We start from the raw sequence: 26802 nt of genomic DNA on the forward strand, positions 1-26802 counted from the left end.
CGGCGGGGTCGCGTTGGCGTCGCCGAGGGCGCTCGGCAGCAGGGCGGCGAGCAGCGCGACGATCGCGACGAGCGCCCGGCGTCCGCGGCGCTCCCAGTCCGGGCCGTAGGCGGCGCCGGCCGCCGCTTCGAGTTCGGTGAGGAAGGCGGCGGCGCTCACCGGTCGTTCTTCGGCGCTCTTGGCGAGCCCGTGCCCGATCAGCGCCCGCAGTTCCTCGGGCGCGCGGTGCTCCGGAATCGGCGCGGTGATGTGCTGGACCGCCAGCTCCGCCATGGTCGCCCCGGTGTACGGGCGCTCACCGGTGAGGCATTCGAAGAACGTTGCCGTCGCCGCGTAGACATCGGTGGCGGGTGACGCCGGCTCACCGCGCCACTGCTCGGGTGCCATGTAGGGCGGTGTGCCGGCGCTCGGGGCGTCGGCGCCCTGCCGGACCGCGATGCCGAAGTCCACCAGCGTGGAGACGCCGTGGTTCGAGACCATCACGTTGCCGGGCTTGTAGTCGCGGTGCACGACCCCGGCCGCGTGGGCCGCCGCCAGACCGAGCAGCGACCCCTTCAGCACCGACAGGGCCGCTTCGGGAACGGCGGCGCCGTTCGCCCGCAGCATCGCCCCCAGCGATACGCCCTCGATGAGCTCCATGACGATCGCCGCGCCTTCGGCGGTCTCCACGTAGTCGTGGACGCGCACCACGTGCGGGGAGTCTAGCTGCCGCAGGAGCTGGGCCTCGTCGCGGAAGCTGCGGAGGAGGCCGGGCCGCGCCCGGCTCTCCTCGTTGAGGTACTTGATCGCGACCTCGGCGCCGCTGCGCTCATCGACCGCGTGCACCACTTTGCCGCTGCCGCCCTCTCCCAGGACGCGCAGCGCGCGGTAGCCGGGAAGGGACCACTCGGGTTCTGACCGTCTGGGGTCTCGTGGGTCGGACATTGTCGGGCGCACCTCGTCGAATCGGACGGGCTCCGGCACGGGATTTCCGCGGAGCTACCGGTTGATGGGTGGACGCCTGTACGCAGCCGGTGGTTGCACGGGAGCGTGTTCGATTATGGAGTTCGGTCCGGCGCCGTGTCCGGCGTTCGGCGGACGTGCCCGTCGGCGCTCAGCCGGCCTGCACCGCCGCGAGCTGCTCCGCCAGTACATCGGTGGTGACGAAGGTGAGACCGGCCAGCGCGACGTGCTTCCAGCGCACGTTGCCCTCGCCGTCGAGCAGGAAGACCGAGCGGCGCAGACCGAGTCCGGGGACGGCTATGCCGTAGGCCTTGGCCACGGTGCGGTCGGTGTCGGCCAGCAGCGGGAAGCCGAGCCGGTGCTTACGGGCGAAGGACTCGTGGCTGTCCAGGTCCTGCGGGCTGATGCCCCACACGGTGGCGCCCAGGCCGGTGAAACGGTCCAGGTCGGAGGTGTAGGAGCACAGCTGCTTGGTGCACACGGCCGTGTCGTCGCCGGGGTAGAAGACCAGGAGCAGCGGGTTGCCGCGCTGTCCGGCGAGCGCGTAGTCGGCCCGTTCCGCCTCGGCGTCGCCCTGACCGAGGACGAGCCCGGGCAGGGTGAAGTCGGGGGCCGGCGTACCGACTGCGGGCTGCTTGGACATGTGCGCTCCCTTGGCCTCGGCGTCGGCGCCGCCCGGCGGCGGAACGCGATCACCGTGTTGCGCAGATGGTAGAGCCTGCCCGGTCACACTCCGGAGGCCGGGCAGGCCCTGGTGGTTCAGGTCACCGCGGTCGAACGGATCACGTCCGTCCGGCCGGTCGTTCCGGTGCCGGGATCAGCCGCAGGTGAGGCGGGGAAGTGCCCAGTCGGCGTGATCGGAGGTGTTGCCGTTGCCGCCGTCGGTGACGACGAGCTTCAGCTCGAGACCGCCGGTGAGATCGGCCGTCAGATGCTTCGCGGCATCGCTGACGGTGACCAGACCGCTGTCGGCGACCTTGGTGCCGTCCCGGAAGATCTGGAAGACCACCGATCCGTTGGTAGCGGACTCGTCGTCCACCCTCACATCCGTGGTCAGGGATGTGCAGGTGCCGCCCAGGTAGTAGGTGACGGCGCTGGCGGCGTGGGTGCCCAGGCCCTTGGCGTAGGTGGCTCCGTTGATCGTGAGGGTGCGTCCGTCGCCCGCGGGCTGTTCGCCGTTGCTGTGGTCGCGCTCGACCGGGCCCCAGCCGTTGGCCGCCGACGTCCAGTTGAGGTCACTGAGTGCGCTGGTGCCGGCCGCCGGGCCGTTGCCACAGGCCAGCTTGGCGTCGGCCCAGTCGGCGTGGTCGTAGTTGATGCCGTCGCCGCCGTCGGTGACGACCAGCTTCAACTGGCTTCCGCCGGTCAGATCGGCGGTCAGATGCTTGGGACCGTCACTGGCCGACCGCACGCCGCTGTCGGCGACCTTGGTGCCGTCCTTGTAGAGCTGGAAGATCACCGTGCCCGGACTGGACACCTCGTCGTCCACTCCCACATCGACGTTGACCGAACGGCAGCTGCCGCCCAGGTAGTAGCTGATCTCGCTGGGGGCGTGGGTGCCCAGGCCCTTGGCGTAGGTGGTGCCGTTGATGGTGAGGGTGCGTCCGTCACCGGCGGCCTGTTCGCCGTTGCTGTGGTCCCGTTCGACCGGGCCCCAGCCGTTGGTGGCCGACGTCCAGGGCAGATCGCTGAGCTGGTTGATCCCGGTCGGCGGCGGGACGGGGCTGCCGGGTGTCACCCGGAACATCACCGTGCCGTGCGCGGGCACCGAGGCGCTGATGGTGCCGGTGGTGGAGCTGGTCTGCTTGGACCACAGGTCCTTGAGCGCGTACGAGGACGCGCCGCCGATACCGGCCGCCTCGGCGGTCGTCGAGATCGTCTGCGCCGACCCGTTCTCGTTGGTCAGCGTCACCGACCGGTCGCCACCGGCCAGCGCCTTGGTCATCACGACCTTGCCGCCGGAGCTGGACACCACGGTGCCCTGCTTGCCGAGGCTGTCCTGGTCGACGGCGATGACGTCGGTGTTCTTGAGGATCGCGAGCGTCGCGGCGCTCGCGCTGCGCAGATCGCTGCCGATCAGCAGGGGAGCGGCCATCTGCGACCAGAGGCTGAAGTGGGTGCGGTACTCGGTGTCCGTCATCCCGCCGTTGCCGACCTCGAGCATGTCCGGGTCGTTCCAGGCGCCCGGCTTGGCGTACGGGGCGAGCGACTGGTTCTGGTGGGCGATGCCGATCATGCTGGACCAGGAGTCGCTGATGTCGCCGGTGGTGCGCCAGGAGTTGCCGACGTTCGCGGCCCAGTTCCAGGGCTGGTTGGAGCCCCATTCACAGATGCTGTAGAGGATCGGGCGGCCGGTGGCCTTGAGGGCGTCGCCCATGGCCTTGTACCGGGTCTGGGCGTCCGCACCGGTGTTGTTGCAGTTGTCGTACTTGAGGTAGTCGACACCCCAGGACGCCCACAGGTTGGCGTCCTGCTGCTCGTGGCCGAGCCCGCCGGGGAAGCCGAGGGTGTCGCAGGTCTTGGTCCCGGCACTGGAGTAGAGGCCGAACTTGAGCCCCTTGGAGTGCACGTAGTCGGCGACGGCCTTGATGCCGTTGGGGAAGCGTGCCGGATCGGGGACGAGGTTTCCGGCGCTGTCACGGTTGGGCAGCGCCCAGCAGTCGTCGATGTTGACATAGTTGTAACCGGCGCTCTTCAGGCCCTGCGAGACGAAGATGTCGGCGATGCCCTTGACCATCGTCTCGTTGAACTCCGCCCGGCAGTGGGTGGAGTTCCAGTTGTTGAACCCCATCTGCGGGGTCAGTGCGAGGCCGTTGTCGACGGCCTCGGCGGGTGCCGCCGTGGCCAGTTGCACGGTCACGGCGGCGGTGGCGGCGAGCGCGCCACCTCCCGTGATGAGGGCCAGGGAGGCGGCCAGGGCCGCCAAACGCTGTCTGATGGTGTGACGTTCGGGCTGCATGTGCGGCTCCATGCGGGGGTAAATGGCGCACAATTCAACGGGGTCGAACGAAAGCAACCACATCACAGCGGTACTGACAGGACATGTCAAGAAGTTCGACCCGGAAGCGCGATGCGCTTCCGGGTCGAGGGCCCCCGCTTGCGGGGGAGTTGGAGCGCCGCCGATGAGCCCGGGGGCAACTCCGGCGGTATGGGGGACTACGGCGACGGCAGTACGCACACCACCCCAGGAGCGGCGAACGGCTTTCCGGCCAGAGTCAGTTTCCCGGTCTTGGTGTCGATATTCAGGACGGTGACCGTGTTGGACTTCTGGTTGGCGGCGAAGAGCAGCCGGCCCGTCGGGTCGAAGGCGATGTGCCGCGGGAAGTCGCCGCCCACCGGCACTGTGTCCACCAGGCGCAGGGTCGCTCCGGCGGACTCGACGGCATAGCGGGTGATGCTGTTGTGGCCGCGGTTGGCGAGGTACGCGAACGCCCCGTCGGCGGTCACCAGCAGCTGCGCCGGGTAGCTCTTGACGCTCCCGGTCCCGGTGGACTGGGGCGCGCCGGGGGTCAGCTTCCCGGTCGCGGCGTTGTACGCGCAGACCACGACGGTGTTGTCCAGCTCGTTCGCCAGGTACGCGAACGTGCCGCCGGGGTGGAAGGTCAGCGACCGCGGTCCGGCGCCGGGGCGCAGCGCGGCGAAGGAGACCTGGTGCAGTGTGCCGGCCGTCTCGTCGAGCTGGTACGTGTACACGGTGTCGTTGCCGAGGTCGACGGCGAGGACGAAGCGGCCGTCCGGCGACGTGATGATCTGGTGGGCGTGCGGCCCGTCCTGCCCGGGTCCCGGCGGTGGGCTGCTGTGCCGTACGAGCGCGGTCCGCGCGCCCAGCTTCCCGTCCTGGCCTATCGGGTGCACGGCGACGCTGCCCGAGTCGTAGTTCGCGCTGAGCAGGTATCGGCCGCCCGGGTGAACGGACAGATGACACGGTCCGTCGCCGCCGGTGGGCCGCGACCCGAGCACCTTCGGTGCGCCGTTGCTGCCGCCGTGCAGGGCTATCGCGGTCACGGCGCCGGGTGAGCGCTCGTTGACCGTGTACAGCGTGCCGGTGGACGGGCCGAAGGCCAGGAAGGACGGATCCGCGACTCCGGTCACCACTCCGGTGGACGTGATCGCACCCGTCGAGGGCTCGTACGCCGTCAGTGCGACGCCCTTGCCGCCTCCGCTCACCGAGGTGTAGACGCCGAGATAGAGCGGTTTGGTCCCGGCGGCGGAAGGTTTCTGCGCCTTGGGCGCAGGCAGCTCCGTCCGCGCGGTCGCCCCTGGGGCGCACCCCAGTCCCGCCGTGGCGGCAGCCGCCGCCGCGGCGGCGAGCAGACCCCGCCTGCCCATGCCTGCGTTGACCTCCACGCGACACACCTCCCGATACTGCGTTGCCGGTCCGCTGCTGTGCGGTGCTCCAGGGGAGCAGAGTCCGCCGACCGCCGCAACGCGTGTTGCGCGTGGTGCAACGCATCCATCCCCGCGGATCCCGAACCGCCCACCTGCGAGTCGCCGTCCGTACGCCCCGCATTCGCGCGGCCGTTCACGACGGACCAGGTCGGAGGGGTGCGCGCAGATTCGTGACAGCCGCTATCCCGGAGTACGGTCCTGCCAGCCGTGCAGCGAGATTCGCGGGCCGTCGTCGAGGACGCAGCGCAGTGCGTGACCCGTGCTGGGCACCATCTCCGCGGGGAGGGCGTCGATGTCGAACCAGCGGACCGCGGAGTGCTTCTCCGGCTCGCTGTTGACGGGCTCTCCCGACCAGTCCTGCGTGGTGAAGACAACGGTGAGAAAGCCGTTGGGGGATTCGACGCCCCAGGCGCCGTGGATGACATGGGCGACGCGGAGCGCCGCCGGGTCGACCACGAGGCCTGTCTCCTCCCGCAGTTCACGGGCTGCCGTGTCGGTGACGGGTTCCCCCGGATCGCTCTTGCCGATGGGAAGATCCCATTTGCCCTGACAGTACTTCGCCCCAGGACCGCGTTGCAGCAGCACAACCCGCCGCTTCCCGACATCGTGAACGATCACTGCCGCGGCGAGCAGGGTCATCGAATCCAGCGCGGGCGCGAGCGCGCCGGACCGGTCGGCGGCCGGAGGAAGGGCCACGGGAATCCTTTCGTCGGTGGCGGGAGCTGACGGACGGGTCGGGTGGCTGAGATCAGATCCAGCCGGGGCTGTCGGTGCCCCACAACGTGGGCGGACGGGTCCAGTCGCCGGGACCGCCGGCGTAGCCGACCGGAGGACGGGCGTACTGCAGGGAGCCGTACGGGGAGGGCGTTTCGGCCAGCCAGGAGCCCGGGTCGTAGGCCGCACCGCCGGTGGCGGCGGGGCGGATACCGTGCCTCAGCCAGGAGGCGGTTCCCGCCAGGGAGAACCGCAGCTGCCGGCCTCCGCCGGTGTCCTGACGGTCGGTGAGCGCGCGCAGCACCGCGGCGGCGAGCAGATATCCGGTGCCGTGGTCCAGGGCCTGGGCAGGGAGCACTCCGGGGTGTCCGTCAGGTGCGGCCTCGATCCCGGCGATGCCGCAGGCGGCCTGGACCAGGCTGTCGAAGCCGCGGCGTCCGGCCCACGGCCCTTCCCAGCCCCAGGCGCAGAGCTGGGCGACGATCAGTCCGGGCCGCCGCTCCAGCAGTGCCCGCGGAGCGAGACCGTGGCGGTCCAGGGCCCCCGGCCGGTAGCCGGTGATCACGACATCGGCCGAGGACAGCAGTTCCTCGAACAGCAGCCGGTCCTTGGGTACATCGAGGTCCAGCAGCGTGGAGCGCTTGCCGAAACCCGTATCGGCGTGGGCGTCCGGATGTTCCGGGAGCCGGGGGGAATCGACGCGCAGCACATCCGCGCCGAGCAGCGCCAGCGTGCGGGTGGCCACCGGTCCGGCGATGACCCTGGTCAGGTCGAGCACCCTGACGCCGGCGGCCGGCAGCGCCGCGGCCCGCAGGGTGCCGGCCGCGCCGTCCCCGGACCGACGGGACTCGACGAGGGGGAGTTCCGCTCGGCTGCCCTCCGCCATGGCGACGGCCACGGCCAGCCCACCCTCCGCCTGAACCGTCTCCTGGATCCATCGGGCGGGACGGGTCAGCAGCCGGTCCGCGAGCTGCTGGGCCAATGCGCCGTCGTCGCCCTCGTCCGGGATCTCCAGTGCGGCCAGCAGCCGGGCGCGGTGGTGCGGGTAGTTGGCGTGGGTCCTGACCCAGCCGTCGGCCGCCGGCCAGAAGCCGGACAGCGGGGCGAACGACGTCGGCTTCCGGCCGTCGATCCGCAGATGCCGTTCACTGACGAAGGCGGTGGCCACCGCCCCCTCGTCCACCCGCACCTCCGGTACGGATCCCCCGGCGCGGCGCGCGAACAGCTCCGCGGCCGCCAGCGAGCACACCCCCACCGTCGCGCGCGCCAGCTCCCGCACCGGAAGCCGGGACGGCAGAACACCGCGTGACGCGATGTACGACAGCCCCTCGACCAGCTCCGCCGGACCGCCGAGCGCGGCCCAGGCGTGAGCGGTCGCCGCATCGATTCCCTCAGTCATCGGCCCATTGTGCTGCAGGTCCTGGCCGGTGGCCCCAGCCGGTTCCCCGCGCCCCGCTGGCGACCTCGCGAGCGGCTCCGGGACGGCGCTCGCTTTCACGCCCCATTTTCACGCCCCGTTTTCACGCCCCGTGCGAACGGCGCGCGCCGGCGCACGGTGTTCGCACGGTGACGCGCGGGCCCGGAAGGGGGAAGCTCGAGGCAGTCCCGATCCTCCCGTACAGAAGGCGAAAGGGGTGCGGCAGAGGCACCGTCCGTGCACGCCCGGCCCGGTGTGAGCGGATTCGAGAAGCGGCGTTTCAGCGGGTGTTCGCGCATCCGCCTCCCAGGCGCCGTCAGACGCCGTGATGCCGTCACGACGTCCCACCCCGCCCCGAAACCGAGGCGGGGCGGGGTGGCGTGCCCGGCCACGGCGCGGTGCACCCCCTCAGAGGGGCAGGGTGTCCTTCAGAGGACCGCGCTGAGGAATTCGCGGGTGCGGGTGTGTTCCGGGGCCTCGAACAGCTGGTCCGGGGGCCCGACTTCGAGGACATGGCCGTGGTCGAACATCATCACCCGGTCGGAGACATCGCGGGCGAAGCCCATCTCGTGCGTCACGCACAGCATGGTGATGTCGGTGCTCAGGGCGATGTCCCGCAGGACGTCGAGCACACCTGCCACGAGCTCCGGGTCGAGCGCGGACGTCACCTCGTCGAGGAGGAGGATGTCGGGCCGCATGGCGAGCGCGCGGGCGATGGCGACGCGTTGCTGCTGGCCGCCGGAGAGCTGGGTCGGATGGGCGTCGCACTTGTCGGCGAGGCCCACCAGGTCCAGCAGTTCGCGGCCGCGTTCCGCGGCCTCGTCGCGGCTGAGGCCGAGGACGTGGACCGGCGCCTCGGTGACGTTCTCCAGCACCTTCATGTTGGGGAACAGGTTGAACTGCTGGAAGACCATGCCGATCCGGCGCCGGCGTTCGCGGAGGTACTTCTCGTTGGCGGGCACCAGTCCGTCCCGGCCGCCCGGCATGTGGGAGAAGGGCTCCCCATCGACATGAATGGTGCCTTCGGTGACGCGTTCGAGGGTCATGAGCAGCCGCAGGATGGTGGTCTTGCCGGAGCCGCTCGGCCCGATGAGCGTCACCCGCTCACCTCGTCGCAGCCCGAAGTCGAGCTGGTCCAGGACCGTGTGGTCGCCGAACCGCTTCACCACCTGGTCGAAGCGGACCATGTCCGCGACCGGGGAATCGTTGGCCGGGGAATCGTTGCGGAGAGCGTCGCCCTTGTTGGTGAGCGCGTCGTCCACGGCCTCGGCGTGGCTGCCGGGGCCGGTCTCTTCCTTGGGGTCGGTGTCACTGAGCAAGGCGCTTCTCCAGTCTTCTCATCAGTATCGAGGTCGGGTAGCTCGCGACGAGGAAGATCGCGGCGGCGAGGGTGAAGGCCTCCAGATAGGCGAAGTGGACGCTGCCGTATTCGTTCGCCTCGTGGACCATCTCCTGCACGGTGATCACCGAGAGGAACGGCGTCTCCTTGAACATGGAGATCACGTAGTTGCCCAGTGCCGGAACGACCTTGCGGACGGCCTGCGGCAGGATCACCGCGCGCCACACCCGGCCGCGCGGCAGCGAGAGCGCGACGGCCGCCTCCCACTGCCCCTGGGGCACGGCGTCGATTCCGGCGCGGTACACCTCGGAGGTGTACATCGCGTAGTGGATGCCGAGGACGGCGATGCCGATGGTCAGCGGATCCAGGCCGGGCACGAGCACCCAGACGGCGAACAGCTGGATCATCACCGGGGTGGAGCGTACGAACTCCACGACGATGCGGACGGGCACGGTGACCCATCGGGTCGGGGCGCGGCGGAGCACGGCGATCAGCAGCCCGAGCACCATGGCGACGACGGATCCGAGCACCGTGGCGAGCAGGGTGATCCCGAAGCCGTGCAGGACCACGGGCAGTCCCTCACGGGCGGTGTTCCAGTCCCACATCACACACCACCCGCCCTTGCGGCGCGGCCGTCGGGATCCGTGATGCCGGCGGACGGCGGCTTGAGGACGTGGCGCAGTCCGCTGCCCTGGCCCAGCCGGGCCTTGGCCACTGCCTCCAGGGCGTTCATCAGCAGCGTCAGCGCGTAGGCGAGCACGAAGTAGATGACCAGGAGCGTCACGTACGCGGCCGCGGTGTTGCCCGTCGTCGAGCGCAACTGGTCCATCTGGAACGTCAGATCGGAGATGGTGATCAACGACAGCAGCGGTGTGCTCTTGAGCAGCTGGATGAGCAGGTTGTTGAAGGGCGGGATCATCTGGACCCAGGCCTGGGGCAGGATCACCCGGCGCATCCGCTGCCAGGGGCTCAGGTTGAGCGCGACGGCCGCCTCCCACTGCGCCTGGGGTACGGCGTTCAGCGCGCCGCGCACCACTTCGGAGCCGTAGGCGCCGTAGTTGAGACCGAAGGCCACGACGGCGCAGGCCAGCGGCTCAAGCTTGAACCCGAGGATCGGCAGCGCGAAGAACAGCCAGAACAGCTGGACGTACAGGGAGGTGCCGCGGAGGAACTCGACGACCACCCGCGACAGGCCCCGGACGAGAAGGTGGTCCGAGCGGGACATGAAGCCGAGGACGAAGGCGAGGACGAGGGCCAGCAGCGCGCTGAGCACGGTGGCCTGGAGGGTGACGGAGACGCCCTGCCACACACTCGGCAGGGACCGGGAGAACTGTGTGAGGAATTCGCTCATCAGGTGCGCCCATCACGCCTTGCACAGGTCGGCTGTCCGCAGGGTGGCCGGCGGTACCTCCTGCTTGGTGAAGCCGTACTTCCCGATCAGCGCGACATAGTGCTCGGGGTCGCCGGTGATCTTCTTCAACTGGCCGTTGAACGCGTCCCGCAGTGTGGTGGCGTTCTGCCGGAAGACGGCGCCGCCGGGGCTGTACTGCTTCTTGCCCTTCAGCTCCGGCACGAACGGCTCGAGCACCTCGACGTCCGCGCCCTTGTTGGTCTTCGCCAGCCAGCGCAGGGATATCCCGGTCAGGGCGAACGCGTCGATCCGTCCCGCGACCAGCGCGTCGAGCCCGTCCTGCTGCTTGGCCAGCGACTTGACCTTGGAGTCCCCGACCCCGGCCCCGGCGGCGTACCCGGCCTCGACCGCCGCTGTCAGCACTCCTACGGTGGCGCCCTTCGCGGCGCACGAGGCGAGATCGCTCAGGCCCTTGGGATTGCCCTTGCGCACCATCAGCGCGGTGGGGGAGATGAACTCCGGTTCCGAGAAGATGACCTTGTCGCACCGCTCCGGTGTGATCGCCATCCCGGCGCTCACCACGTCGAAACGGTCCGCCGCCAGTCCGGGGATGAGGGCGCCGAAGTCCGTGAGGGTGGGGCGGAGGTCGGCCACCCCGAGCGCGGCGAAGATCTCCTTGTGCAGGGTCGGGGCCTCACCGGCCAGCGCGGTGCCGTCCTTGAACCCGTACGGCGCCTCGCCGGCGAACCCGACCCGCACGTATCCCTGCTTCCTGAGCTTCGCCAACAGGTCGCCCTCGCCCTTCGGCGCTCCCGTTCCGGTCTCGGTGCGGCTGCACGCCGTGAGCAGCCCCGGTACCACCGCCATACCCGTCAAGGTGGTGGTCCCGAGCAGGAATCCTCTGCGGGAGAAGGCGCTGCGCTGCGACATGGATGGTCCCTTCGGTCACGTGCGTCACCTGGTGCGTGACGCCACATGAGGGCCGCCCCTACCCGGCAACACCGTTTGCATTCAGGGAAATCGCAGGTGGGGGTGGATATCCGCAGATGTGTGGGATGCGCGGGTTGGGGCGATTACGCGGCGGCGGACCATTTGACGCGAGAGGGCCGCGCCGCGACGATCAACGGCATGGAAGCGCGGATTCTGCGGGCCGGTGACCGTGTGCCGACGCCCTGGAGCAACGGTGGCGGCGTGACGCGTGAGATCACGGTGGACCCGGCGCACGCGGGCCTGGCCGACTTCGGCTGGCGGGTGAGCCTCGCCGATGTCGTGGGGGACGGGCCGTACTCGGCCCTCCCGGATGTCGACAGGATCATCACCGTGGTCGACGGCCCGGGAATGGTGCTGACGATCGACGGTGCCATCCACCCGCCGATCCGTCCGCTGCGCCCGTTCGCGTTCCCCGGCGACGCCGTCACCGACTGCCGGCTGACGGGCGGCCCCATCGTCAATCTCAATGTGATGATCCGGCGCGGACGGGCGGCGGCGACGGTCGGGATCGTGGACGGCACGCACACGGCCCAGGTCCCCGTGAACGGTTCCGTGCTCCTCGTCGCCCTGACCGACGACGTCGGGTTCTTCGCCGACCCCGCTCTCGTCCCCGCCGTCGCTCCTGAGGACGGCCGGCTCGACCGCTTCGACGCGGTCCTCGTGTCGGGGACGGGTAGCGAGGTCGGGGCCGTGCGGTCCGAGGGCAGTGCGGCCGTCATCACCCTCGGACCCGCGGGCGACGCGCTCTAGGGCAGCCTAGCCACGCAGCCCGGCGCCGCATCGCGGACAGCGGGCGGGCGGGGGTCCGTCGGACACCGCGTCGCACTGCGGGCAGACGCGGTCGAGCCAGCAGGCGGACTCGCCGCCCTCCGGCTCGGCGACGGTGTCGGGCGGTCCGGCGGAGCCGTCGCGGCCGGCCGGTCCCGCCGGTCCCGCCGGTCCCGCGGGTCCATCCGGTTCCGCGGGTTCGACGGGGTTCGTGGGGCTCATGGAAACCACTCTTCCACGCCGCCACGGCGCATTGTCAGTGGCGGGCGGCACGATGTCCTCATGACCGAGATCACCACGGCCCAGCTGGCCGACGCCGAGTCGTACGCGCGGGCCGTCACCGAGGCCACCGAAGCGTCCGCCGCCTATTACAGCGGCGGGGACTCCCGCCTCGACGATGCCACCTACGACCGGTTGGCGCGGGCGATCGCGGCCTATGAGGCCGAGCACCCCGCCGAGATCGTGCCGGCGTCGCCGACCGGCAAGGTCGCGGGCGGCGCGGTGCCGGCCGGTGAGGTGGAACATTCGGCGCGGATGATGTCACTGGACAACGTCTTCGACGGTGCCGAACTCTCGGCCTGGGCGGACTCCCTGGCCAAGCGGCTCGGCGGACCGGTGACAGGCGGCTACGCGGTCGAACCGAAGCTGGACGGGGTCGCCGTCGCCGCGCGCTACCGGGAGGGCCGCCTGGTACAGCTGGTCACCCGTGGTGACGGCAGCCATGGTGAGGACGTCTCCCACGCCATCGGGACCATCGCCGGACTGCCGGACCGGCTCGACACCCCGGTGACGTTCGAGGTCCGCGGTGAAGTGCTGCTCACCACCGAGCAGTTCGAGCAGGCCAACCTCATACGTGCCGAGTTCGGTGCCACCCCGTTCGCCAACCCCCGCAACGGTGCGGCCGGCACCCTGCGGGCGAAGGAACGGCCGTACGTCATCGAGATGACGTTCTGGGCCTACTCGGGACTGCCGCTGGAGGACGGTTCGGCGGAACTCGCGGCGCTGGCCCACAGCCGTGTCATGGAGATCGTCGCGGAGGCGGGTGTGCAGACCACCGCGGCCACTCCCGTGGGGCTGCGCACCTGTGCCTCGATCGAGGAGGTCCAGAGCCGCGTCGAGGAGATCGCCGCGCTGCGGGCCGCGCTGCCGTTCGGCATCGACGGAGTGGTGATCAAGGCGGACGACCCGGCCGACCAGGAGAAGGCCGGCTTCAGCTCCCGGGCCCCGCGCTGGGCGATCGCCTACAAGCTGCCCGCCGTGGAGCGCGTCACCCGGCTGCTCGCCGTGGAATGGAACGTCGGCAGGACCGGTGTCATCGCGCCGCGCGCCGTGCTCGAACCCGTCGAGATCGACGGCAGCACCGTCACCTACGCGACGCTGCACAACCCGGCCGACATCACCCGCCGGGACCTGCGGATCGGCGACCAGGTCACCGTCTACAAGGCCGGCGACATCATCCCGCGCATCGAGGCCCCGGTGGTCCAGCTCCGCACCGGGGCGGAGACGCCGATCGACTTCCCCACCGAATGCCCCCGCTGCGCCTCTGACATCGACACCACCCAGGAGCGCTGGCGCTGTGTGCGCGGCCGGGAGTGCGGGCAGCTCGCCTCGATCCGCTACGCGGTGGCGCGGGACTGCCTCGACATCGACGGGATGGGGCAGAAGCTCGTGACGCAGTTGGTGGAGTCCGGTCAGGTCACCGACTTCGCCGACGTGTTCACCCTCGATCGCGAGCAGGTGCTGGCGCTGGACCGGATGGGCGAGGTGAGCGCGGACAAACTGCTGGCGACGATCGCGGCCGCCAAGGACCGGCCGCTGAACCGGGTGTTCTGCGCGCTCGGCGTCCTCGGCACCGGCCGCAGCATCTCCCGGCGGATCGCCCGGCACTTCGGCACGATGGAGGCCATCCGCGCGGCGGACGCCGCCGCGCTGGAGGCCGTTGCCGGCATCGGCGCCGAGAAGGCCAGGGTCGTCGTCGCCCAGATCGCCGAACTGGCCCCGCTCATCGACAAGCTGACGGCCGCCGGGGTGAACATGACCGAGCCCGGAGTGCCGGCGCGGATGCCCGGTGACGGCGACGCCGACGGCGCGGCGGAGCCGCAGGAGGCCGTTCCGGCCGGCCCGCTGGCGGACCTGACGGTCGTGGTCACCGGCAGCATGACCGGTGCGCTGGCGGAGCTGTCCCGTACGGCGATGAACGAGCTGATCGAGAGTGCGGGCGGCAGGGCGTCGTCGAGCGTGTCGAAGAAGACCGGTCTGCTGGTGGCGGGGGAGAAGGCGGGTTCCAAGAGGGCCAAGGCGGCGGAACTCGGGATCAGGGTGATCGCCCCGGAGGAGTTCGCCGAGCTGCTCGGCGACCTCATACCGTGAGCGGCACGCGGCGTGGCCGCACTGCGGAACGCTAGGCGGTGGCCTCGCCCAGATAGACCCAGAGCGCGTTCTCGCGGACGAAGCGGCTCACTTCGTGCTGCGAGTCCGTGTGGCCGTGCAGTCGGTAGTGGGCGCGGAACTCCACCGTGCCCTCGGTGTGGAAGGCGCTGCCGTCCGTCGTCCCGACGATCTCCAGCCGGGTCCACTGCTGATCCGGCTCGAACTCGATGCCGGACGGCCGGGTGGTGGTGTGCCACGTCCTGAGCAGGTACGCGGCATCGCGGACGGCGAACGCGCTGAAGCGCGAGCGCATCAGCCGCTCCGCGGTGGGAGCCGCGGCCTGGCCGCTGTGGAGCCTGCCGCAGCAGTCGCGGTAGGACGCGTCCAGTCCGCAGGGGCAGGGCGAGGCGGGCCGGGCCGTCACTGAAGGGCGTGCGCTGTTCCGTGTCACCCCCTCATTGTGACGGCCCCGCGGCACCCGGAACTACGAGGCCACGGCCTGCGGCGCGGAGGACGGCCCGGAGTCCGCGGCGAGCCGCTGCCTGGCGGCCTCGACCGCCCGGCCGACCGTGCGGACACCGGTGATCACGCACAGGGTGTAGGCGGTGTCCTCGAGCCGGCGGTGGTCCAGCGACCCGGCCGAGTCGCCCCGGACCTGCGCGGCGAGCGCCTCGTAGCGCTCCAGTAAGTCGCGCAGGACAGCGGGATGGGCCATCAGCATGGTCGTACTCCTTGGGTGAGTGGCACGAGGTGCCCGACCGGACGGCGTTCGGTCCTGTCGGGAGTGTTCTCGGCCTGGTTCTCGATTCCCACGAGACCGCCTCGACGATCGGACGACCCGACGACGGGACGACCCGTGGTGCGCCGAGTGGTTCCCGGCCCTACGGCGCCTACCCGTGTCCCGGGGAGCGATGCCGTACATCGTCCAGAATCCGTGACAGCGGCAGCGGTTGACGGCGCGCCCGTACGTCCAGCAGGGCACGGAAGCAGCTGTCGCACAGGGCCAGGGGCGCGCGCAGGCCAAGGTCGCGGACCGTCCGATCGGTACGGCCGCACTCGTCACAGGCTGCCAGATCCGCTGATCCCGCCACACTGTCGATGCTGCTCCCGGATCGGGCCGCGGGGTAGGGGGCATCCCGGTCTCATGGGCGCGGATCCGGCGGGAAGGGTGCGCCCCGGGCCCGCCCACCGGAAAGCCTCAAGATCGCTGAACGGGCCCTCGCCACATGGCAGTTGGTGGCACTCGGCCTGCTGCGGGAGACGGTCGCGGGCGAATGGTAAAGAGCCTTGACAGTCCGTTGGTCTAGTCCAATCATGGGCACTGCTCGGCTCTCCTCGTGACACCGCACCGCGTATCCCCCATTCGCCGGCTCATTCTGTGGGAGCGTTCATGAGACGACCAAGATCTGTCCGGGTACTGCTGACCGCACTGGCCACGGCCGCCGCGTCCCTCGGCCTGGTGGTCGCGGGCGGCACCGCCGCGCATGCCGCGACCCCGATCCCCGCCCATGTCTTCGCGCCGTACTTCGAGGCGTACAACGGCGACAGCATGTCGGCGCTGTCCGCGCAGTCCGGTGCGAAGTACCTGACGATGGCGTTCATCCAGACGCCGTCGAAGGGTTCCTGCACGCCGTACTGGAACGGCGACACGGGCATGCCGATCGCCCAGTCCAGCTTCGGCGCCGACATCGCGACCCTGCGGGCGGCCGGCGGTGACGTCATCCCGTCCTTCGGCGGTTACACCGCGGACAACACCGGCACCGAGCTGGCGGACAGCTGCACGAACGTCAACTCCATCGCCGCCGCCTTCGAGAACGTCATCACCACCTACGACGTGACGCGGATCGACCTCGACATCGAGGACAACTCGCTCACCAACACCGCCGGCATCGACCGCCGGAACAAGGCGATCAAGCTGGTCGAGGACTGGGCGGCGGCGAACGGGCGCACCGTCCAGTTCTCCTACACGCTGCCGACCACTACCAGCGGACTGGCCTCCAGCGGACTGGCCGTCCTGCGCAACGCCGTGACGAACAACGCCCGCATCGACGTCGTGAACCTGATGACGTTCGACTACTACGACGGCGCCTCCCACCAGATGGCGACCGACACCCAGACCGCCACCACCGGCCTGCGCGGGCAACTGGGCACGCTCTACCCCGCGAAGAGCGACGCGCAGCTGTGGGGGATGGTCGGCATCACGGAGATGCCCGGCATCGACGACTTCGGCCCCGCCGAGACGTTCCGGACCGCCGACGCGGCCACCGTCTACAACTGGGCCGTCTCCAAGGGCATCGCCTCGCTGTCCTTCTGGGCACTCCAGCGCGACAACGGCGGCTGCCCCGGCACCGGGGGATCGGACTCCTGCTCGGGCATCGCGCAGAGCACCTGGTTCTTCAGCCACGCCTTCGCGCCGTTCACCGGCGGCGGAGGCCCGGTCACCAATGACTTCTCAGTCACCACCGCACCCGCCGCCGGATCGGTGGACCCCGGCGCCTCGCTGACCGCGACGGTGAAGACCGCCGTCACGGCCGGCTCGGCGCAGACCGTCAACCTGACGGCGTCCGGCGCCCCCGCGGGTGTGACGGTGGGCGTCAGCCCCGCCTCGGTCACCGCCGGCGGGTCCGCGACCCTGACGGCCACCGCCTCCGGCACGGCGGCGGCCGGAACGTACGCGGTGACGGTCACCGGCTCGGCGGCGTCCGGCAGCCACTCGACGACGTACGCCCTCACCGTCACCGGTCCCGGCGGATCGGGCGTGCTGGTCAACGGCGGTCTGGAGAGCGGGAGTCTGACCCCGTGGACCTGCCAGCCCGGGGGAGCGGTCGTCGCCACTCCTGCGCACGCCGGCACCCACGCGCTGCTGGTGGCGCCCACGTCGGGCCAGACCGGCCAGTGCGGGCAGAGCGTCGCCCTGGCGCCGAACCACAGCTACACCCTGTCCGGGTGGGTGCAGGGCAGTTACGCCTACCTCGGGGTGAGCGGCGGTGCTTCGGCGAGCACCTGGACGTCCTCCGGCGGCTGGACCAAGCTCACTGTCCCCTTCACCACCGGCGCCTCCGGAACGGTCACCGTGTACCTGCACGGCTGGTACGCCCAGGGCAACGTCTACGGGGACGACTTCTCGATCACGTAGCACCCTCGCTACCCTGGTCCCGGCCTGCCCGGTCGGCGGGCCGTCGTCTACAGTCACACCCAACGTCTACAATTCTGTAGACGTTGGGTGTGCCCATGAGGGCCCTCGTTGACAACGGCGCCGCCAAGCCGGTCATTCGACGCAATTTCCAGGGACGGGACCAATGAGCGCGATCGGCGTCGGCCAAGCCGCCATTCTCGGAGTGGTGGAAGGGGTCACCGAATTCCTCCCGGTGTCCTCCACCGGCCACCTCAAGATCACCGAGGGGCTGATGAACATCCCGGTGGACGACAAGGCGGTGGTCGGCTTCACGGCGGTCATCCAGGTCGGGGCCATCGCGGCCGTCCTGGTCTATTTCTTCCGCGACATCGTGCGGTTCGCGAGCGCCTGGGGACGCGGCATCGCCAACAAGAGCGAACGCGACAGCCACGACTACAAGTTCGCCTGGTGGGTCATCTACGCCACGATCCCGATCGTCGTCGTCGGCCTCCTCGCCAAGCCGCTCATCGACGGCCCGCTCGCCTCGCTGTGGGTGGTGGCCGGCTCGCTGATCGGCGGCAGCATCGTGATGTGGGTGGCCGAACAGATGGCCAGGTTCAAGCGCGGGGAGGACGAGATCACCCTCAAGGACGCCATGATCGTCGGCTCCTCCCAGATCCTCGCGCTGCTCTTCCCCGGCTTCTCCCGCTCCGGCGCCACGATCTCCACCGGCCTGATCCGCGACCTGGACCGGCTGGCCGCGACCCGGCTCTCGTTCTTCCTGTCGATCCCGGCGCTCACCGGCGCGGGACTCTACGAGCTCAAGGACGCCACCGGCGGTGGTGTCGACACGATTTCTCTCGTCGTGGGCACGCTGGTGTCGTTCGTGGTCGCCTACGCGTCGATCGCCTGGCTGCTGAAGTACGTCGCCAAGCACTCGTTCAACCTCTTCGTGGTCTACCGCATCATCATCGGGGTCCTGCTGTTCTCCCTGCTCGGCACCGGCGTCCTGGAGGCCTGAGGTCCCGCCGGAACCGTCACGTGTGTGCCCGGAGCGCCGGGGTATACGAGGCCTCGACGGTGTGGACTTCCTGAGGAGGACGACATGGCGGGCTCGGTAGTGACGAGGACCTCCCCGACCGCTGTGCGGTTGCCGGAGGCGGACGTGGACCGGGTGGAACTGCCGCGGGTGGAGTGCCCGGGAAAGCTCGCACCCAAGGACGCGCGGCAGCTGTCGAAGCTGTTCTTCGACCGGCTGCGGGAGCTCGATGAGGGCACCCACGAATACCAGTACGCCCGTAACACCCTCATCGAGCTGAACATATCGCTGGTGAACTTCGCCGCCGGGCGGTTCCGCAACCGGTCCGAGCCGCGCGAGGACATCGTGCAGGTCGGGACGATCGGCCTGATCAAGGCGATCGACCGGTTCGACCTGTCGCGCGAGGTGGAGTTCACCACGTTCGCCATTCCGTACATCACCGGCGAGATCAAGCGCTTCTTCCGGGACACCAGCTGGGCCGTGCACGTACCGCGGCGGCTGCAGGAACTGCGCCTGGAGCTGGCCAAGGCCACCGAGGAGCTGGCCGGCCGGCTGGACCGCGCGCCCACCACCGACGAGCTGGCGGCGCTGCTCGACCTGACTCCCGCGGAGGTCACCGAGGGCCAGCTGGCCAGCAACGGCTACGTGGCCGGGTCCATCGACATCCCCGCGGGCGAGGAGGAGGGCAGCGGCGAAGGCGTGCTGGCCGACCGGCTCGGCGACCTCGACCCCGCGCTGGAGTTCGTGGAGAACCTCCAGTCCCTCAAACCGCTGCTGGCCGAGCTCGCCCCCCGCGACCGCCGCATCCTGAACATGCGGTTCGGCGCCGAGATGACCCAGGCGGAGATCGGCGCGGAGCTGGGGATCTCGCAGATGCACGTCTCGCGGCTGCTCACCCGGACCCTGACGCGGCTGCGCGGTCAGCTGCTGATCCAGGAGTGATCCGGCAGAAGGTGTGAGGACCGGCGGTGGGGCCGCTCGCGGACAGTGCGCGAGCGGCCCCACCGGCGTGCTGAGCCGGCCGCGGCAGTCCTGCTGACGGCACCGACGGCCCTGCACGGCCTGCTGAGCGGACCGGCGGCCCTACGCGGTGAGGGCGAAGTACACGCGCAGCGTCGTGCCGGCCGCCGTCGTGTGCATCCGCACCAGGTCGGCGAGGTGGTTGACGAGCAGCATCCCGCGGCCGCCGGGGGTGGCGCGCACGACCGGGATTCGGCCGACGAGCGGATCGGTGAGGTGTCCGCGGTCGCGCAGCTCGCAGACGAGGTGGCCGTCCTCGGTCCACAGCCGCAGAGTGCCGGAGCCGCCGCCGTGCAGGATGGTGTTGGTGGCCAGTTCGTTGACGGCCAGCTCCACGTCCGGGATCCGGCCCAGGTCCAGGCCGGCGCCGACGGCGTACCGGGACGCGGCGAGCCGGGGCTCGGTCAGGGTCGCGTTGTCGAAGGCCAGCGTCAGCGCGCCGTCCGGGGCCTCGGGCAGCGGCAGGTTCCACTTCGCGACGATGTAGGTGGGGGCGTAGTCCGGGCTGCGGACGCTGCCCGCGTCGTCGATGAGGACCGGGTGGGTGGCTGCGGCGTCGGCCAGGACGTCCGGGCTGAGCCCGTCGACGTCGTAGGGGCACAGGATCGTGACGTCGCGGTCGGCGAAGGCGAGGTTGATCAGTGCCTCGTGCTGGACGCAGGCCGGGTACTCGGTGGCTGAGCGCCCCTGCCAGATCGGCTCGCCGATGATCCGCACCCGGCGGCCGGGGTGGGCGTCGGCGAAGGCCCGCAGCACGCCGGGGATGATCCGGCCCGGATTCCGGCCGGCCCGTGTCATGTCGAGCAGGCTCACCTCGCCGGCGCGGTCGTCGAGCGCCTTCTCGAGCAGGGCCAGATTCGGGCCGGGAACGGCGACGGCGACCGGCTCGCCCCGGTCGAGTCCCTCGGTGATGAAGGGCACGGTTCCGGCGAGGTAGGCGTCGCTGCCACGGTAGAGGAGCGCCGGATGCGCGAACTCGCCGCGGCGGGTCGTGTCCTGCGGTATCGCGCTCATCTCCACTACCCCTCCATCGACAGCGGCCCCGTCCGCGACCACACCGCGGCTTCCGCCCTCAAGGATGCATTGTGCTCGATGGGGAGTCTGCCCGCCCCGTACCAAAGGATCGCACCCCTGCGACCCCTGCCTCGCGCGGCGGCCGTGGAAGAAGTTCTGGCGTGTGGCGCGGGAAGGCGGGATGCTGGGCTAGCCTGCGAAGTGCAAGGCAACATTTGTCATGTGGCAATGAAGATGGAAGAGCCTCGGGCACCCGCTCGACATGCGGTGACGACGTGATGGCGGGATGGGGACTGACATGGGCGACATGGTGGATGCGGACGCACGGGTGAAACCACCGCGCGGCCGGTCAGGCGGTGCGCAGAACCGCACGGACGACCGGGCCCCGGACCACACGGCGGACTCCGCCGACCGCGGCGGACCGGTCGGCGAGGCGGAGCTCCGGCGGCTGCTCGCCGAGCTCACCGCCGTCCGTGACGGCGACTTCGGTACCCGGCTGCCCGGTGACACGGCGCTGCTCGGCGAGATCGCCACCGTCTTCAACGGGATGGTCGACCAGCTGTCGCTCTTCACCTCCGAAGTGACCCGGGTGGCCCGCGAGGTCGGCAGCGACGGCCGGCTCGGCGGCCAGGCGGTCGTACCGGGCGTGTCCGGCACCTGGAAGGACCTCACCGACTCCGTCAACGTCATGGCGGGCAATCTCACCACCCAGGTCCGCTCGATCGCCCAGGTCTCGACGGCCGTCGCCAAGGGCGACCTGTCGCAGAAGATCAGTGTCGAGGCCAAGGGAGAGGTCGCCGCGCTCGCCGAGGCGATCAACACCATGGTCGGCACGCTGTCCGCCTTCGCCGACGAGGTGACCCGGGTCGCCCGCGAGGTCGGCACCGAGGGCATGCTCGGCGGGCAGGCCAGGGTGCCGAACGTGGCCGGCACCTGGAAGGACCTGACCGACAACGTCAACTCCATGGCGAACAACCTCACGAGCCAGGTCCGCAACATCGCGCAGGTGACCACGGCCGTCGCCCGGGGCGACCTCACCCGCAAGATCGACGTGGACGCGCGCGGTGAGATCCTCGAGCTCAAGACCACGATCAACACGATGGTCGACCAGCTGTCGTCGTTCGCGGCCGAGGTCACCCGCGTCGCCCGCGAGGTGGGCAGCGAGGGCCGGCTCGGCGGCCAGGCCGAGGTCGAGGGCGTCTCGGGCACCTGGAAGCGGCTCACGGAGAACGTCAACGAGCTGGCCGGGAACCTCACGCGGCAGGTCCGCGCCATCGCCGAGGTCACCGGTGCCGTCGCGGAGGGCGACCTGACCCGGTCGATCTCGGTGGACGCCTCCGGCGAGGTCGCCGACCTCAAGGACAACATCAACTCGATGGTGGAGTCGCTGCGCGAGACGACCCGGGCCAACCAGGAGCAGGACTGGCTCAAGTCGAACCTCGCGCGGATCTCCGGCCTCATGCAGGGCCGCCGGGACCTGGGCGTCGTCGCCGAACTGATCATGGACGAGCTGACGCCGCTCGTCGCCGCGCAGTACGGCGCGTTCTACCTCGCCGAGGACGCCCCCGAGGGCACCGAGCTGCAGCTGATCTGCTCCTACGGCTATCCGTCCGGTACCGGATCGCAGGACCGGCCCAGCCGGTTCAAGCTCGGCCAGTCCCTCGTCGGACAGGCGGCCCGCAGCCGCCGCACCATCGCCGTCGACGACATCCCGGCCGGCTATGTGATCTCCTCCGGGCTCGGCCATACGCCGCCCGCCAGCCTGATCGTGCTGCCGATCGTTGTCGAGGGCCAGGTGCTGGGCGTCATCGAGCTCGCCTCGGTGCACCGCTTCACCCAGATCCACCGGGACTTCCTGGACCAGCTGATGGAGACCATCGGCGCCAACGTCAACACCATCGTGGCCAACGCCCGCACCGACGAGCTGCTCGGCGAGTCGCAGCGGCTCGCCGCCGAGTTGCAGGCCCGTTCCAGCGAACTGCAGGTCAGGCAGGAGGAGCTGCAGAGCTCCAATGCCGAACTGGAGGAGAAGGCGGCGCTGCTGGCGACCCAGAACCGCGACATCGAGACCAAGAACCTGGAGATCGAGCAGGCCCGCCAGGAGCTGGAGGAGCGTGCCCAGCAACTCGCGCTCGCCTCCAAGTACAAGTCCGAGTTCCTCGCCAACATGAGCCACGAGCTGCGCACCCCGCTCAACAGCCTGCTGGTGCTGGCCCAGTTGCTCGCCCAGAACCCGCACCACAACCTCACGCCCAAGCAGGTCGAGTACGCCGGCGTCATCCACTCCGCCGGATCCGACCTCCTCCAGCTGATCAACGACATCCTCGACCTGTCCAAGGTCGAGGCGGGCCGGATGGACGTCGCCCCCGAATGGGTGCCGCTGCGCCAGCTCGTGGACTACGTGGAATCCACCTTCCGTCCGCTGACCTCGCAGAAGGGCCTGGAGTTCCGGGTCGAGGTGGCGTCCGGTACGCCGATGGAGGTCCTCACCGACGACGCCCGGCTGCGGCAGGTCCTGGGCAATCTGATGTCCAACGCCGTGAAGTTCACCGAAGCGGGCGAGGTCGCGCTGCGCGTCTTCGTGGCCCCGCCCGGCGACCTTCCGGCGGCGGCGGTCTCCCAGGGCCCCATGCTGGCCCTGGAGGTCCGCGACACCGGGATCGGGATCGCGGAACAACAGCTCGAAGCGATCTTCGGGGCGTTCCAGCAGGCCGACGGCACCACCAGCCGCCGCTACGGCGGCACCGGCCTGGGCCTGTCCATCAGCCGGGAGATCGCCCAGTTGCTCGGTGGTTCCATCCAGGCGGCCAGCGTCCCCGGCGAGGGCAGCGTCTTCACCTTCCATCTGCCCGTCGCCCAGCCCGACTTCGCCGCGCTGCACGCGGCGGCGACCGGCGACGCGACAGCCGAACCGCTCGTCCTGTCGTCCCCGGAACCGGACCGGGAACGGGACCAGAACCGCAACCGCGGCCATGACCGCGAGGGGGAGCGGGAGACCGAGCGGCGCCGGCTGCTCGTCATCGAGGACCAGCCCCGCGGACTGCTCTCGCTCGTCGCCGAGAGCGTCGTCGCGGAACTCGACCACGGCCGCGGTCCGGCCGATCCGCGCGGCCGGGTCCGGCTGCGCAGCGCCGCGGGGGCGGCGGAGGCCGTGGAGGCGCTCGCCACCGAGCCGTACGACTGCGTGGTGCTCGGACTCGACGCGAACGGCGAGGCCGGTCTGCGCTCGCTCGACGCGATCATGAGCGAACCGGCGCTGCGCGAGGTACCGGTCCTCGTCCACCCCACCCGGCGGCTCGACCCCGAGCGGGAACGGCAGATCGCCGAGCGGGCCCGCACCCGTCCGCTGGAAGTGCTCTCAGGACTGGACGAACTGCGGGAGCGCATCGCCCGCCACCTGAAGTCCTACCGGCCGCGGGAGACCGCCCGCGGCGCCGCCGCCGTCGGACTCGACGGCCGGACGATCCTGGTCATCGACGACGACACCCGCAATGTCTTCGCGCTCACCAGCATGCTCGAACTCCACGGGGTCCGGGTCCTGCACGCGGAGGACGGTCGCAAGGGCATCGACGCCCTGGACCTGAACCCCGGCATCGACCTGATCCTGATGGATGTGATGATGCCGGAGATGGACGGGTACGCGGCCACCGCCGCGATCCGCGCGATGCCCCACTACGCCGATCTGCCGATCATCGCGGTGACCGCCAAGGCCATGCACGGGGACCGGGAGAAGAGCCTGGCCTCCGGCGCCAACGACTACGTCACCAAACCGGTGGACTCCGCAGCCCTGGTGGCCTGTATACGGCGCTGGCTGCGGTAGCGCAGCCGGCACCCGCCACTCACGCCACCCACCTCACCCGCACCACCTGGGCCGTCGACACCGCATCCGGCGGCGGACGCCCGGCCGGAACCGCTCTCCCGACCCGAAGGACCCGCGCCCGTGAACGACCCCACCCCCGAATCCGCGCCGGACACCGGGCGGCCGGTGCCCCCCGGACCGCTCGCGGGGACCGGCACGGGCGGGTCCGGTGTGGAACGGCTGGCGGCGGTCGTGGAGCGGCTGCGCCGCAGGCTCGACGCGCAGGAGAGCGCGGCCGCCACGCAGGGGCTGCTCGACGTGGCGAAGGGCATCCTGGTCGAACGCGGCGTGGACGGACCCGCCGAGGCCGCCAGGCACCTGGAGGAACTCGCCGCCCGCGCCGGGCTGCCGACCGCCGAGCTGGCCGCCGACATCGTCAACGAAGCGGCGCACGACCCGTTGTCGCGGGCCGTCCCGGCGCCGGACGACGGCACCGACCGGGCGGCGCCTCCCGTTTCCGTCCGGCTGCGGATCGCGGAGGCCGGAGCGCTCAGCGGCACCGACGCGCAGACGGTCGCGCAGTCACTTCTCGTCCACGCGCTGGAGCCGCTGGGCGCCACCGCCGCCGCGGTGTGGCAGGCCGACCAGGACGGTTCGCTCACCCTCGCCGGCAGCGCGGGATTCCCCGCGGCGGAGGCCGTCCGCTGGCGCTACGTGCCGCCGCGCGTCGGGACGCTCGCCCAGCAGGCGCTGCTGTCGGGGCGGACGCTGTGGCACGGCGCCCCGCCGGCGTCGGCCGCGTCCATCGGCCTGTCCGGCAGCGGTGCCGGCGCCGGGGCGCTGATCCCCGCGCAGCGGGCCGGCCGCACGGTGGGCGTCCTGGAGGTGTGCTGGCCGGAGCCCGGCACACCGCTGCCGCGCGCCGTCCACCGCCAGCTCACCGCCCTTGCCGGACTGTGCGCCCACACGCTGGAGGGGACCGGCACCGCCGCACCCGGCGGCGAACCGGTCCGGGCCGACAGCGCCGCCCGGCTCGGCGGCCTCGCCGAAGGTCTCCTGGACCCGGCGCTGGTCCTCCAACCGCTGCTGGACGACCAGGGTCAGGTCTGCGACTTCCGGATCACGTACACCAACGAGCACTTCACGGACTTCGCCGGCCGCCCGCGGGCCGACATCACCGGACGACCACTGCTGGAGGCCTACCCGCTCGCGGCCGCGGACGGCGGCCTGTACGAGCGGGCGCTGCGCGTCCACAGCACCGGCGAGCCGTTCCGCACCGAGCGGACGGTGCTGCCGGCCGCCGCCGAGAGCACGGCGCCGCACCCGACCGCCGCGCTGGGCATCGGACGGTACGGTGACGCCCTGCTGGTGAGCTGGCGCACCCACAACGAGGCGACCCGGCTGGCGGCACTGGTCGAGCACACCCAGCGCCTCGGCCGGATCGGCGGTTTCGAGGAGACCCCGGCCACCGGCGAGGTCATCTGGAACAGCCAGCTGTTCGACATCTACGGGCTGCCGCCGGACTCCGCGCCGATCCCGCTGGAACGGCTGCGCCACCACGCCCACCCCGACGACGCCGACATCATCGGAAGGTTTCTGCGGGAGGTGCTGCACCAGCGCGGTTCCGCGTCGACGGCCTTCCGGCTGCTGCGCCCCGACGGAGTCGTCCGGTACATCCGGGTGGTCGCGGAACCGGCGGCCGGCCCGGAAGGCGGCCCGATGACCGTGCACGGCGCCTACCAGGACGTCTCCGCGCAGCACTGGACGGAGGTCGCCCTGGCGGCCACCCGCAACCAGCTCGCCGACTCCGAGCAGCGGGCCGACGAACGCGATCTGCTCGCCCTGCAGCTCCAGCGCGCCATCATGCCGGCGGCCCCCGCGCCCATCGACGCGTCCGGGCTGCAGGTCGCCGTCCGTTACCGGCCCGCGGAGAAGGGCCACCTGGTCGGCGGTGACTGGTACGACGCCGTCGTGCTGCCCAGCAAGCAGGTGCTGCTGGTGGTCGGTGACATCGCGGGGCACGGCATCGACGCCGCCACCGGCATGGTCGTGCTGCGCAACGCCCTGCGCGGTCTGGCCGCGACCGGTGCGGGACCCGGCCGGATGCTGGGCTGGCTCAACACCGTCGCCCACCGGCTCACCGAACACGTCACCGCCACCGTGGTCTGCGGGCTCTACGACCCGTCGACCCGGGTCGTCCGCTGGGCCCGGGCCGGGCACCCGCCGCCGGTCCTGGTCCGCGGCGCGCGGTCCACGGTGCTGCCGCTGCCCGCCGGCATCCTGCTCGGCGCCGTCGCCGAGGCGAGCTACGCGGAGGAGACGGTCGTCCTGGAGCCGGGGGACACCCTGCTGCTCTACACCGACGGGCTGTTGGAACGCCGGGACCGTACCGTCAACCAGTCCCTGGAGCAGCTGCTGCGCGATGCCGGGCCGCCCACCGGCGACCTGGAGGAGGACCTCGACCGGCTGCTCACCCACAGCAACTCCGACACCGACGACGACACCTGCATCATCGGATTCCGGCTGCGGTGAACA

Annotated in this window: 21 protein-coding genes and 1 pseudogene; 7 read left to right on the forward strand and 15 right to left on the reverse strand. The window is 70.9% G+C overall.

Annotated elements, in window-relative coordinates; all coding sequences use genetic code 11:
- The 11 genes and pseudogenes from G3I60_RS32245 to ehuB all read right to left on the reverse strand — a co-directional run.
- On the reverse strand, positions 1 to 924 hold a 924-nt coding region (locus tag G3I60_RS32245; RefSeq protein WP_164608076.1), incomplete at its 3' end, for a serine/threonine-protein kinase.
- A gap of 169 nt (positions 925 to 1093) precedes the next feature.
- On the reverse strand, positions 1094 to 1585 hold the full coding sequence (locus G3I60_RS32250; protein WP_164292807.1) for a peroxiredoxin: 492 nt from the start codon (positions 1583 to 1585) through the stop codon (positions 1094 to 1096).
- A 174-nt stretch (positions 1586 to 1759) separates the two neighbouring features.
- On the reverse strand, positions 1760 to 2224 hold the full coding sequence (locus G3I60_RS45870) for an NPCBM/NEW2 domain-containing protein (protein WP_239070526.1): 465 nt from the start codon (positions 2222 to 2224) through the stop codon (positions 1760 to 1762).
- Positions 2216 to 3901 (reverse strand): annotated as a pseudogene (locus G3I60_RS32255) (NPCBM/NEW2 domain-containing protein); the annotation flags it as partial. The pseudogene G3I60_RS32255 and the gene G3I60_RS45870, both read right to left, overlap by 9 nt.
- A gap of 197 nt (positions 3902 to 4098) precedes the next feature.
- Positions 4099 to 5289, reverse strand: coding sequence for a lactonase family protein (locus G3I60_RS32260; protein WP_343240807.1), 1191 nt, complete (start codon positions 5287 to 5289; stop codon positions 4099 to 4101).
- A 222-nt stretch (positions 5290 to 5511) separates the two neighbouring features.
- Positions 5512 to 5970, reverse strand: coding sequence for an NUDIX domain-containing protein (locus G3I60_RS32265; RefSeq protein WP_164292914.1), 459 nt, complete (start codon positions 5968 to 5970; stop codon positions 5512 to 5514).
- Between the two features lie 109 nt (positions 5971 to 6079).
- Positions 6080 to 7444 (reverse strand): CoA transferase, encoded by a 1365-nt coding sequence (locus G3I60_RS32270; RefSeq protein ID WP_203674439.1) that lies wholly within the window; start codon positions 7442 to 7444, stop codon positions 6080 to 6082.
- A 446-nt stretch (positions 7445 to 7890) separates the two neighbouring features.
- Positions 7891 to 8649 carry an ectoine/hydroxyectoine ABC transporter ATP-binding protein EhuA gene (gene ehuA / locus G3I60_RS32275; RefSeq protein ID WP_138353484.1) on the reverse strand — a complete coding sequence of 253 codons (759 nt, stop codon included), beginning with the start codon at positions 8647 to 8649 and terminating at the stop codon, positions 7891 to 7893.
- A 121-nt stretch (positions 8650 to 8770) separates the two neighbouring features.
- Positions 8771 to 9406, reverse strand: coding sequence for an ectoine/hydroxyectoine ABC transporter permease subunit EhuD (gene ehuD / locus G3I60_RS32280; RefSeq protein WP_164292805.1), 636 nt, complete (start codon positions 9404 to 9406; stop codon positions 8771 to 8773).
- The gene (ehuC, locus tag G3I60_RS32285) at positions 9406 to 10152 is read right to left on the reverse strand and encodes an ectoine/hydroxyectoine ABC transporter permease subunit EhuC (RefSeq protein WP_164292804.1); all 747 of its coding nucleotides are present in this window, start codon (positions 10150 to 10152) and stop codon (positions 9406 to 9408) included. Before ehuC ends, ehuD begins: the two co-directional genes overlap by 1 nt.
- Positions 10153 to 10164: 12 nt before the next feature.
- Positions 10165 to 11082, reverse strand: a complete 918-nt coding sequence (gene ehuB, locus G3I60_RS32290; RefSeq protein ID WP_164292803.1) for an ectoine/hydroxyectoine ABC transporter substrate-binding protein EhuB — start codon at positions 11080 to 11082, stop codon at positions 10165 to 10167.
- Positions 11083 to 11280: 198 nt separating this feature from the next.
- Between ehuB and G3I60_RS32295 the strand changes: the two genes are divergently transcribed.
- Complete coding sequence (locus G3I60_RS32295; protein ID WP_164292802.1) at positions 11281 to 11892, forward strand: HutD family protein; 612 nt, start codon at positions 11281 to 11283, stop codon at positions 11890 to 11892.
- Between the two features lie 6 nt (positions 11893 to 11898).
- Here G3I60_RS32295 and G3I60_RS44745 read toward each other — a convergent pair whose 3' ends face one another.
- Positions 11899 to 12132, reverse strand: a complete 234-nt coding sequence (locus G3I60_RS44745; RefSeq protein ID WP_203674441.1) for a hypothetical protein — start codon at positions 12130 to 12132, stop codon at positions 11899 to 11901.
- A 60-nt stretch (positions 12133 to 12192) separates the two neighbouring features.
- Between G3I60_RS44745 and ligA the strand changes: the two genes are divergently transcribed.
- Positions 12193 to 14280 carry an NAD-dependent DNA ligase LigA gene (gene ligA / locus G3I60_RS32305; protein ID WP_164292801.1) on the forward strand — a complete coding sequence of 696 codons (2088 nt, stop codon included), beginning with the start codon at positions 12193 to 12195 and terminating at the stop codon, positions 14278 to 14280.
- Between the two features lie 31 nt (positions 14281 to 14311).
- On the opposite strand, the gene G3I60_RS32310 is transcribed toward ligA, so the two are convergent.
- A complete protein-coding gene (locus G3I60_RS32310) occupies positions 14312 to 14731 on the reverse strand; it encodes a YchJ family protein (protein ID WP_138353394.1) in 420 nt (139 codons plus the stop codon).
- A 33-nt stretch (positions 14732 to 14764) separates the two neighbouring features.
- Positions 14765 to 15001, reverse strand: coding sequence for a DUF5133 domain-containing protein (locus G3I60_RS32315; protein WP_164292800.1), 237 nt, complete (start codon positions 14999 to 15001; stop codon positions 14765 to 14767).
- 669 nt (positions 15002 to 15670) lie between these two features.
- Between G3I60_RS32315 and G3I60_RS32320 the strand changes: the two genes are divergently transcribed.
- The 3 genes from G3I60_RS32320 (at position 15671) to G3I60_RS32330 (ending at position 19376) form a co-directional block, all read left to right on the forward strand.
- Complete coding sequence (locus G3I60_RS32320) at positions 15671 to 17416, forward strand: glycosyl hydrolase family 18 protein (protein ID WP_164292799.1); 1746 nt, start codon at positions 15671 to 15673, stop codon at positions 17414 to 17416.
- Between the two features lie 163 nt (positions 17417 to 17579).
- Positions 17580 to 18416, forward strand: a complete 837-nt coding sequence (locus tag G3I60_RS32325; protein ID WP_138353397.1) for an undecaprenyl-diphosphate phosphatase — start codon at positions 17580 to 17582, stop codon at positions 18414 to 18416.
- 84 nt (positions 18417 to 18500) lie between these two features.
- Positions 18501 to 19376, forward strand: a complete 876-nt coding sequence (locus tag G3I60_RS32330; protein WP_164292798.1) for a SigB/SigF/SigG family RNA polymerase sigma factor — start codon at positions 18501 to 18503, stop codon at positions 19374 to 19376.
- A 141-nt stretch (positions 19377 to 19517) separates the two neighbouring features.
- Here the strand turns inward: G3I60_RS32330 and G3I60_RS32335 are convergent, their stop codons facing one another.
- Entirely contained in the window at positions 19518 to 20468 is a 951-nt protein-coding gene (locus tag G3I60_RS32335; protein ID WP_164608080.1) for an anti-sigma factor RsbA family regulatory protein, read from the reverse strand.
- A gap of 298 nt (positions 20469 to 20766) precedes the next feature.
- On the opposite strand from G3I60_RS32335, the gene G3I60_RS32340 reads away from it, so the two are divergent.
- Together G3I60_RS32340 and G3I60_RS32345 are read left to right on the forward strand one after the other, a co-directional pair.
- A complete protein-coding gene (locus G3I60_RS32340) occupies positions 20767 to 24288 on the forward strand; it encodes a HAMP domain-containing protein (protein WP_239070514.1) in 3522 nt (1173 codons plus the stop codon).
- A gap of 120 nt (positions 24289 to 24408) precedes the next feature.
- Positions 24409 to 26799: a SpoIIE family protein phosphatase gene (locus G3I60_RS32345; protein WP_343241984.1), complete on the forward strand. Its 2391-nt coding sequence runs from the start codon at positions 24409 to 24411 to the stop codon at positions 26797 to 26799.
- Positions 26800 to 26802: the final 3 nt, after the last annotated feature.

Origin of the sequence: Streptomyces sp. SID13666, assembly GCF_010548325.1 — a bacterium.
Classification (GTDB): Bacteria; Actinomycetota; Actinomycetes; order Streptomycetales; family Streptomycetaceae; genus Actinacidiphila; species Actinacidiphila fildesensis.

Coding starts and splice junctions, on each gene's coding strand:
- G3I60_RS32250 (WP_164292807.1), bottom strand. CDS start 1,585: ATGTCCAAGCAGCCCGCAGTCGGTACGCCGGCCCCCGACTTCACCCTG.
- G3I60_RS32265 (WP_164292914.1), bottom strand. CDS start 5,970: ATGACCCTGCTCGCCGCGGCAGTGATCGTTCACGATGTCGGGAAGCGG.
- G3I60_RS32270 (WP_203674439.1), bottom strand. CDS start 7,444: ATGACTGAGGGAATCGATGCGGCGACCGCTCACGCCTGGGCCGCGCTC.
- ehuA (WP_138353484.1), bottom strand. CDS start 8,649: ATGGTCCGCTTCGACCAGGTGGTGAAGCGGTTCGGCGACCACACGGTC.
- ehuD (WP_164292805.1), bottom strand. CDS start 9,406: ATGTGGGACTGGAACACCGCCCGTGAGGGACTGCCCGTGGTCCTGCAC.
- ehuC (WP_164292804.1), bottom strand. CDS start 10,152: ATGAGCGAATTCCTCACACAGTTCTCCCGGTCCCTGCCGAGTGTGTGG.
- ehuB (WP_164292803.1), bottom strand. CDS start 11,082: ATGTCGCAGCGCAGCGCCTTCTCCCGCAGAGGATTCCTGCTCGGGACC.
- G3I60_RS32295 (WP_164292802.1), top strand. CDS start 11,281: ATGGAAGCGCGGATTCTGCGGGCCGGTGACCGTGTGCCGACGCCCTGG.
- G3I60_RS44745 (WP_203674441.1), bottom strand. CDS start 12,132: ATGAGCCCCACGAACCCCGTCGAACCCGCGGAACCGGATGGACCCGCG.
- ligA (WP_164292801.1), top strand. CDS start 12,193: ATGACCGAGATCACCACGGCCCAGCTGGCCGACGCCGAGTCGTACGCG.
- G3I60_RS32315 (WP_164292800.1), bottom strand. CDS start 15,001: ATGCTGATGGCCCATCCCGCTGTCCTGCGCGACTTACTGGAGCGCTAC.
- G3I60_RS32320 (WP_164292799.1), top strand. CDS start 15,671: ATGAGACGACCAAGATCTGTCCGGGTACTGCTGACCGCACTGGCCACG.
- G3I60_RS32325 (WP_138353397.1), top strand. CDS start 17,580: ATGAGCGCGATCGGCGTCGGCCAAGCCGCCATTCTCGGAGTGGTGGAA.
- G3I60_RS32330 (WP_164292798.1), top strand. CDS start 18,501: ATGGCGGGCTCGGTAGTGACGAGGACCTCCCCGACCGCTGTGCGGTTG.
- G3I60_RS32335 (WP_164608080.1), bottom strand. CDS start 20,468: ATGAGCGCGATACCGCAGGACACGACCCGCCGCGGCGAGTTCGCGCAT.
- G3I60_RS32340 (WP_239070514.1), top strand. CDS start 20,767: ATGGGCGACATGGTGGATGCGGACGCACGGGTGAAACCACCGCGCGGC.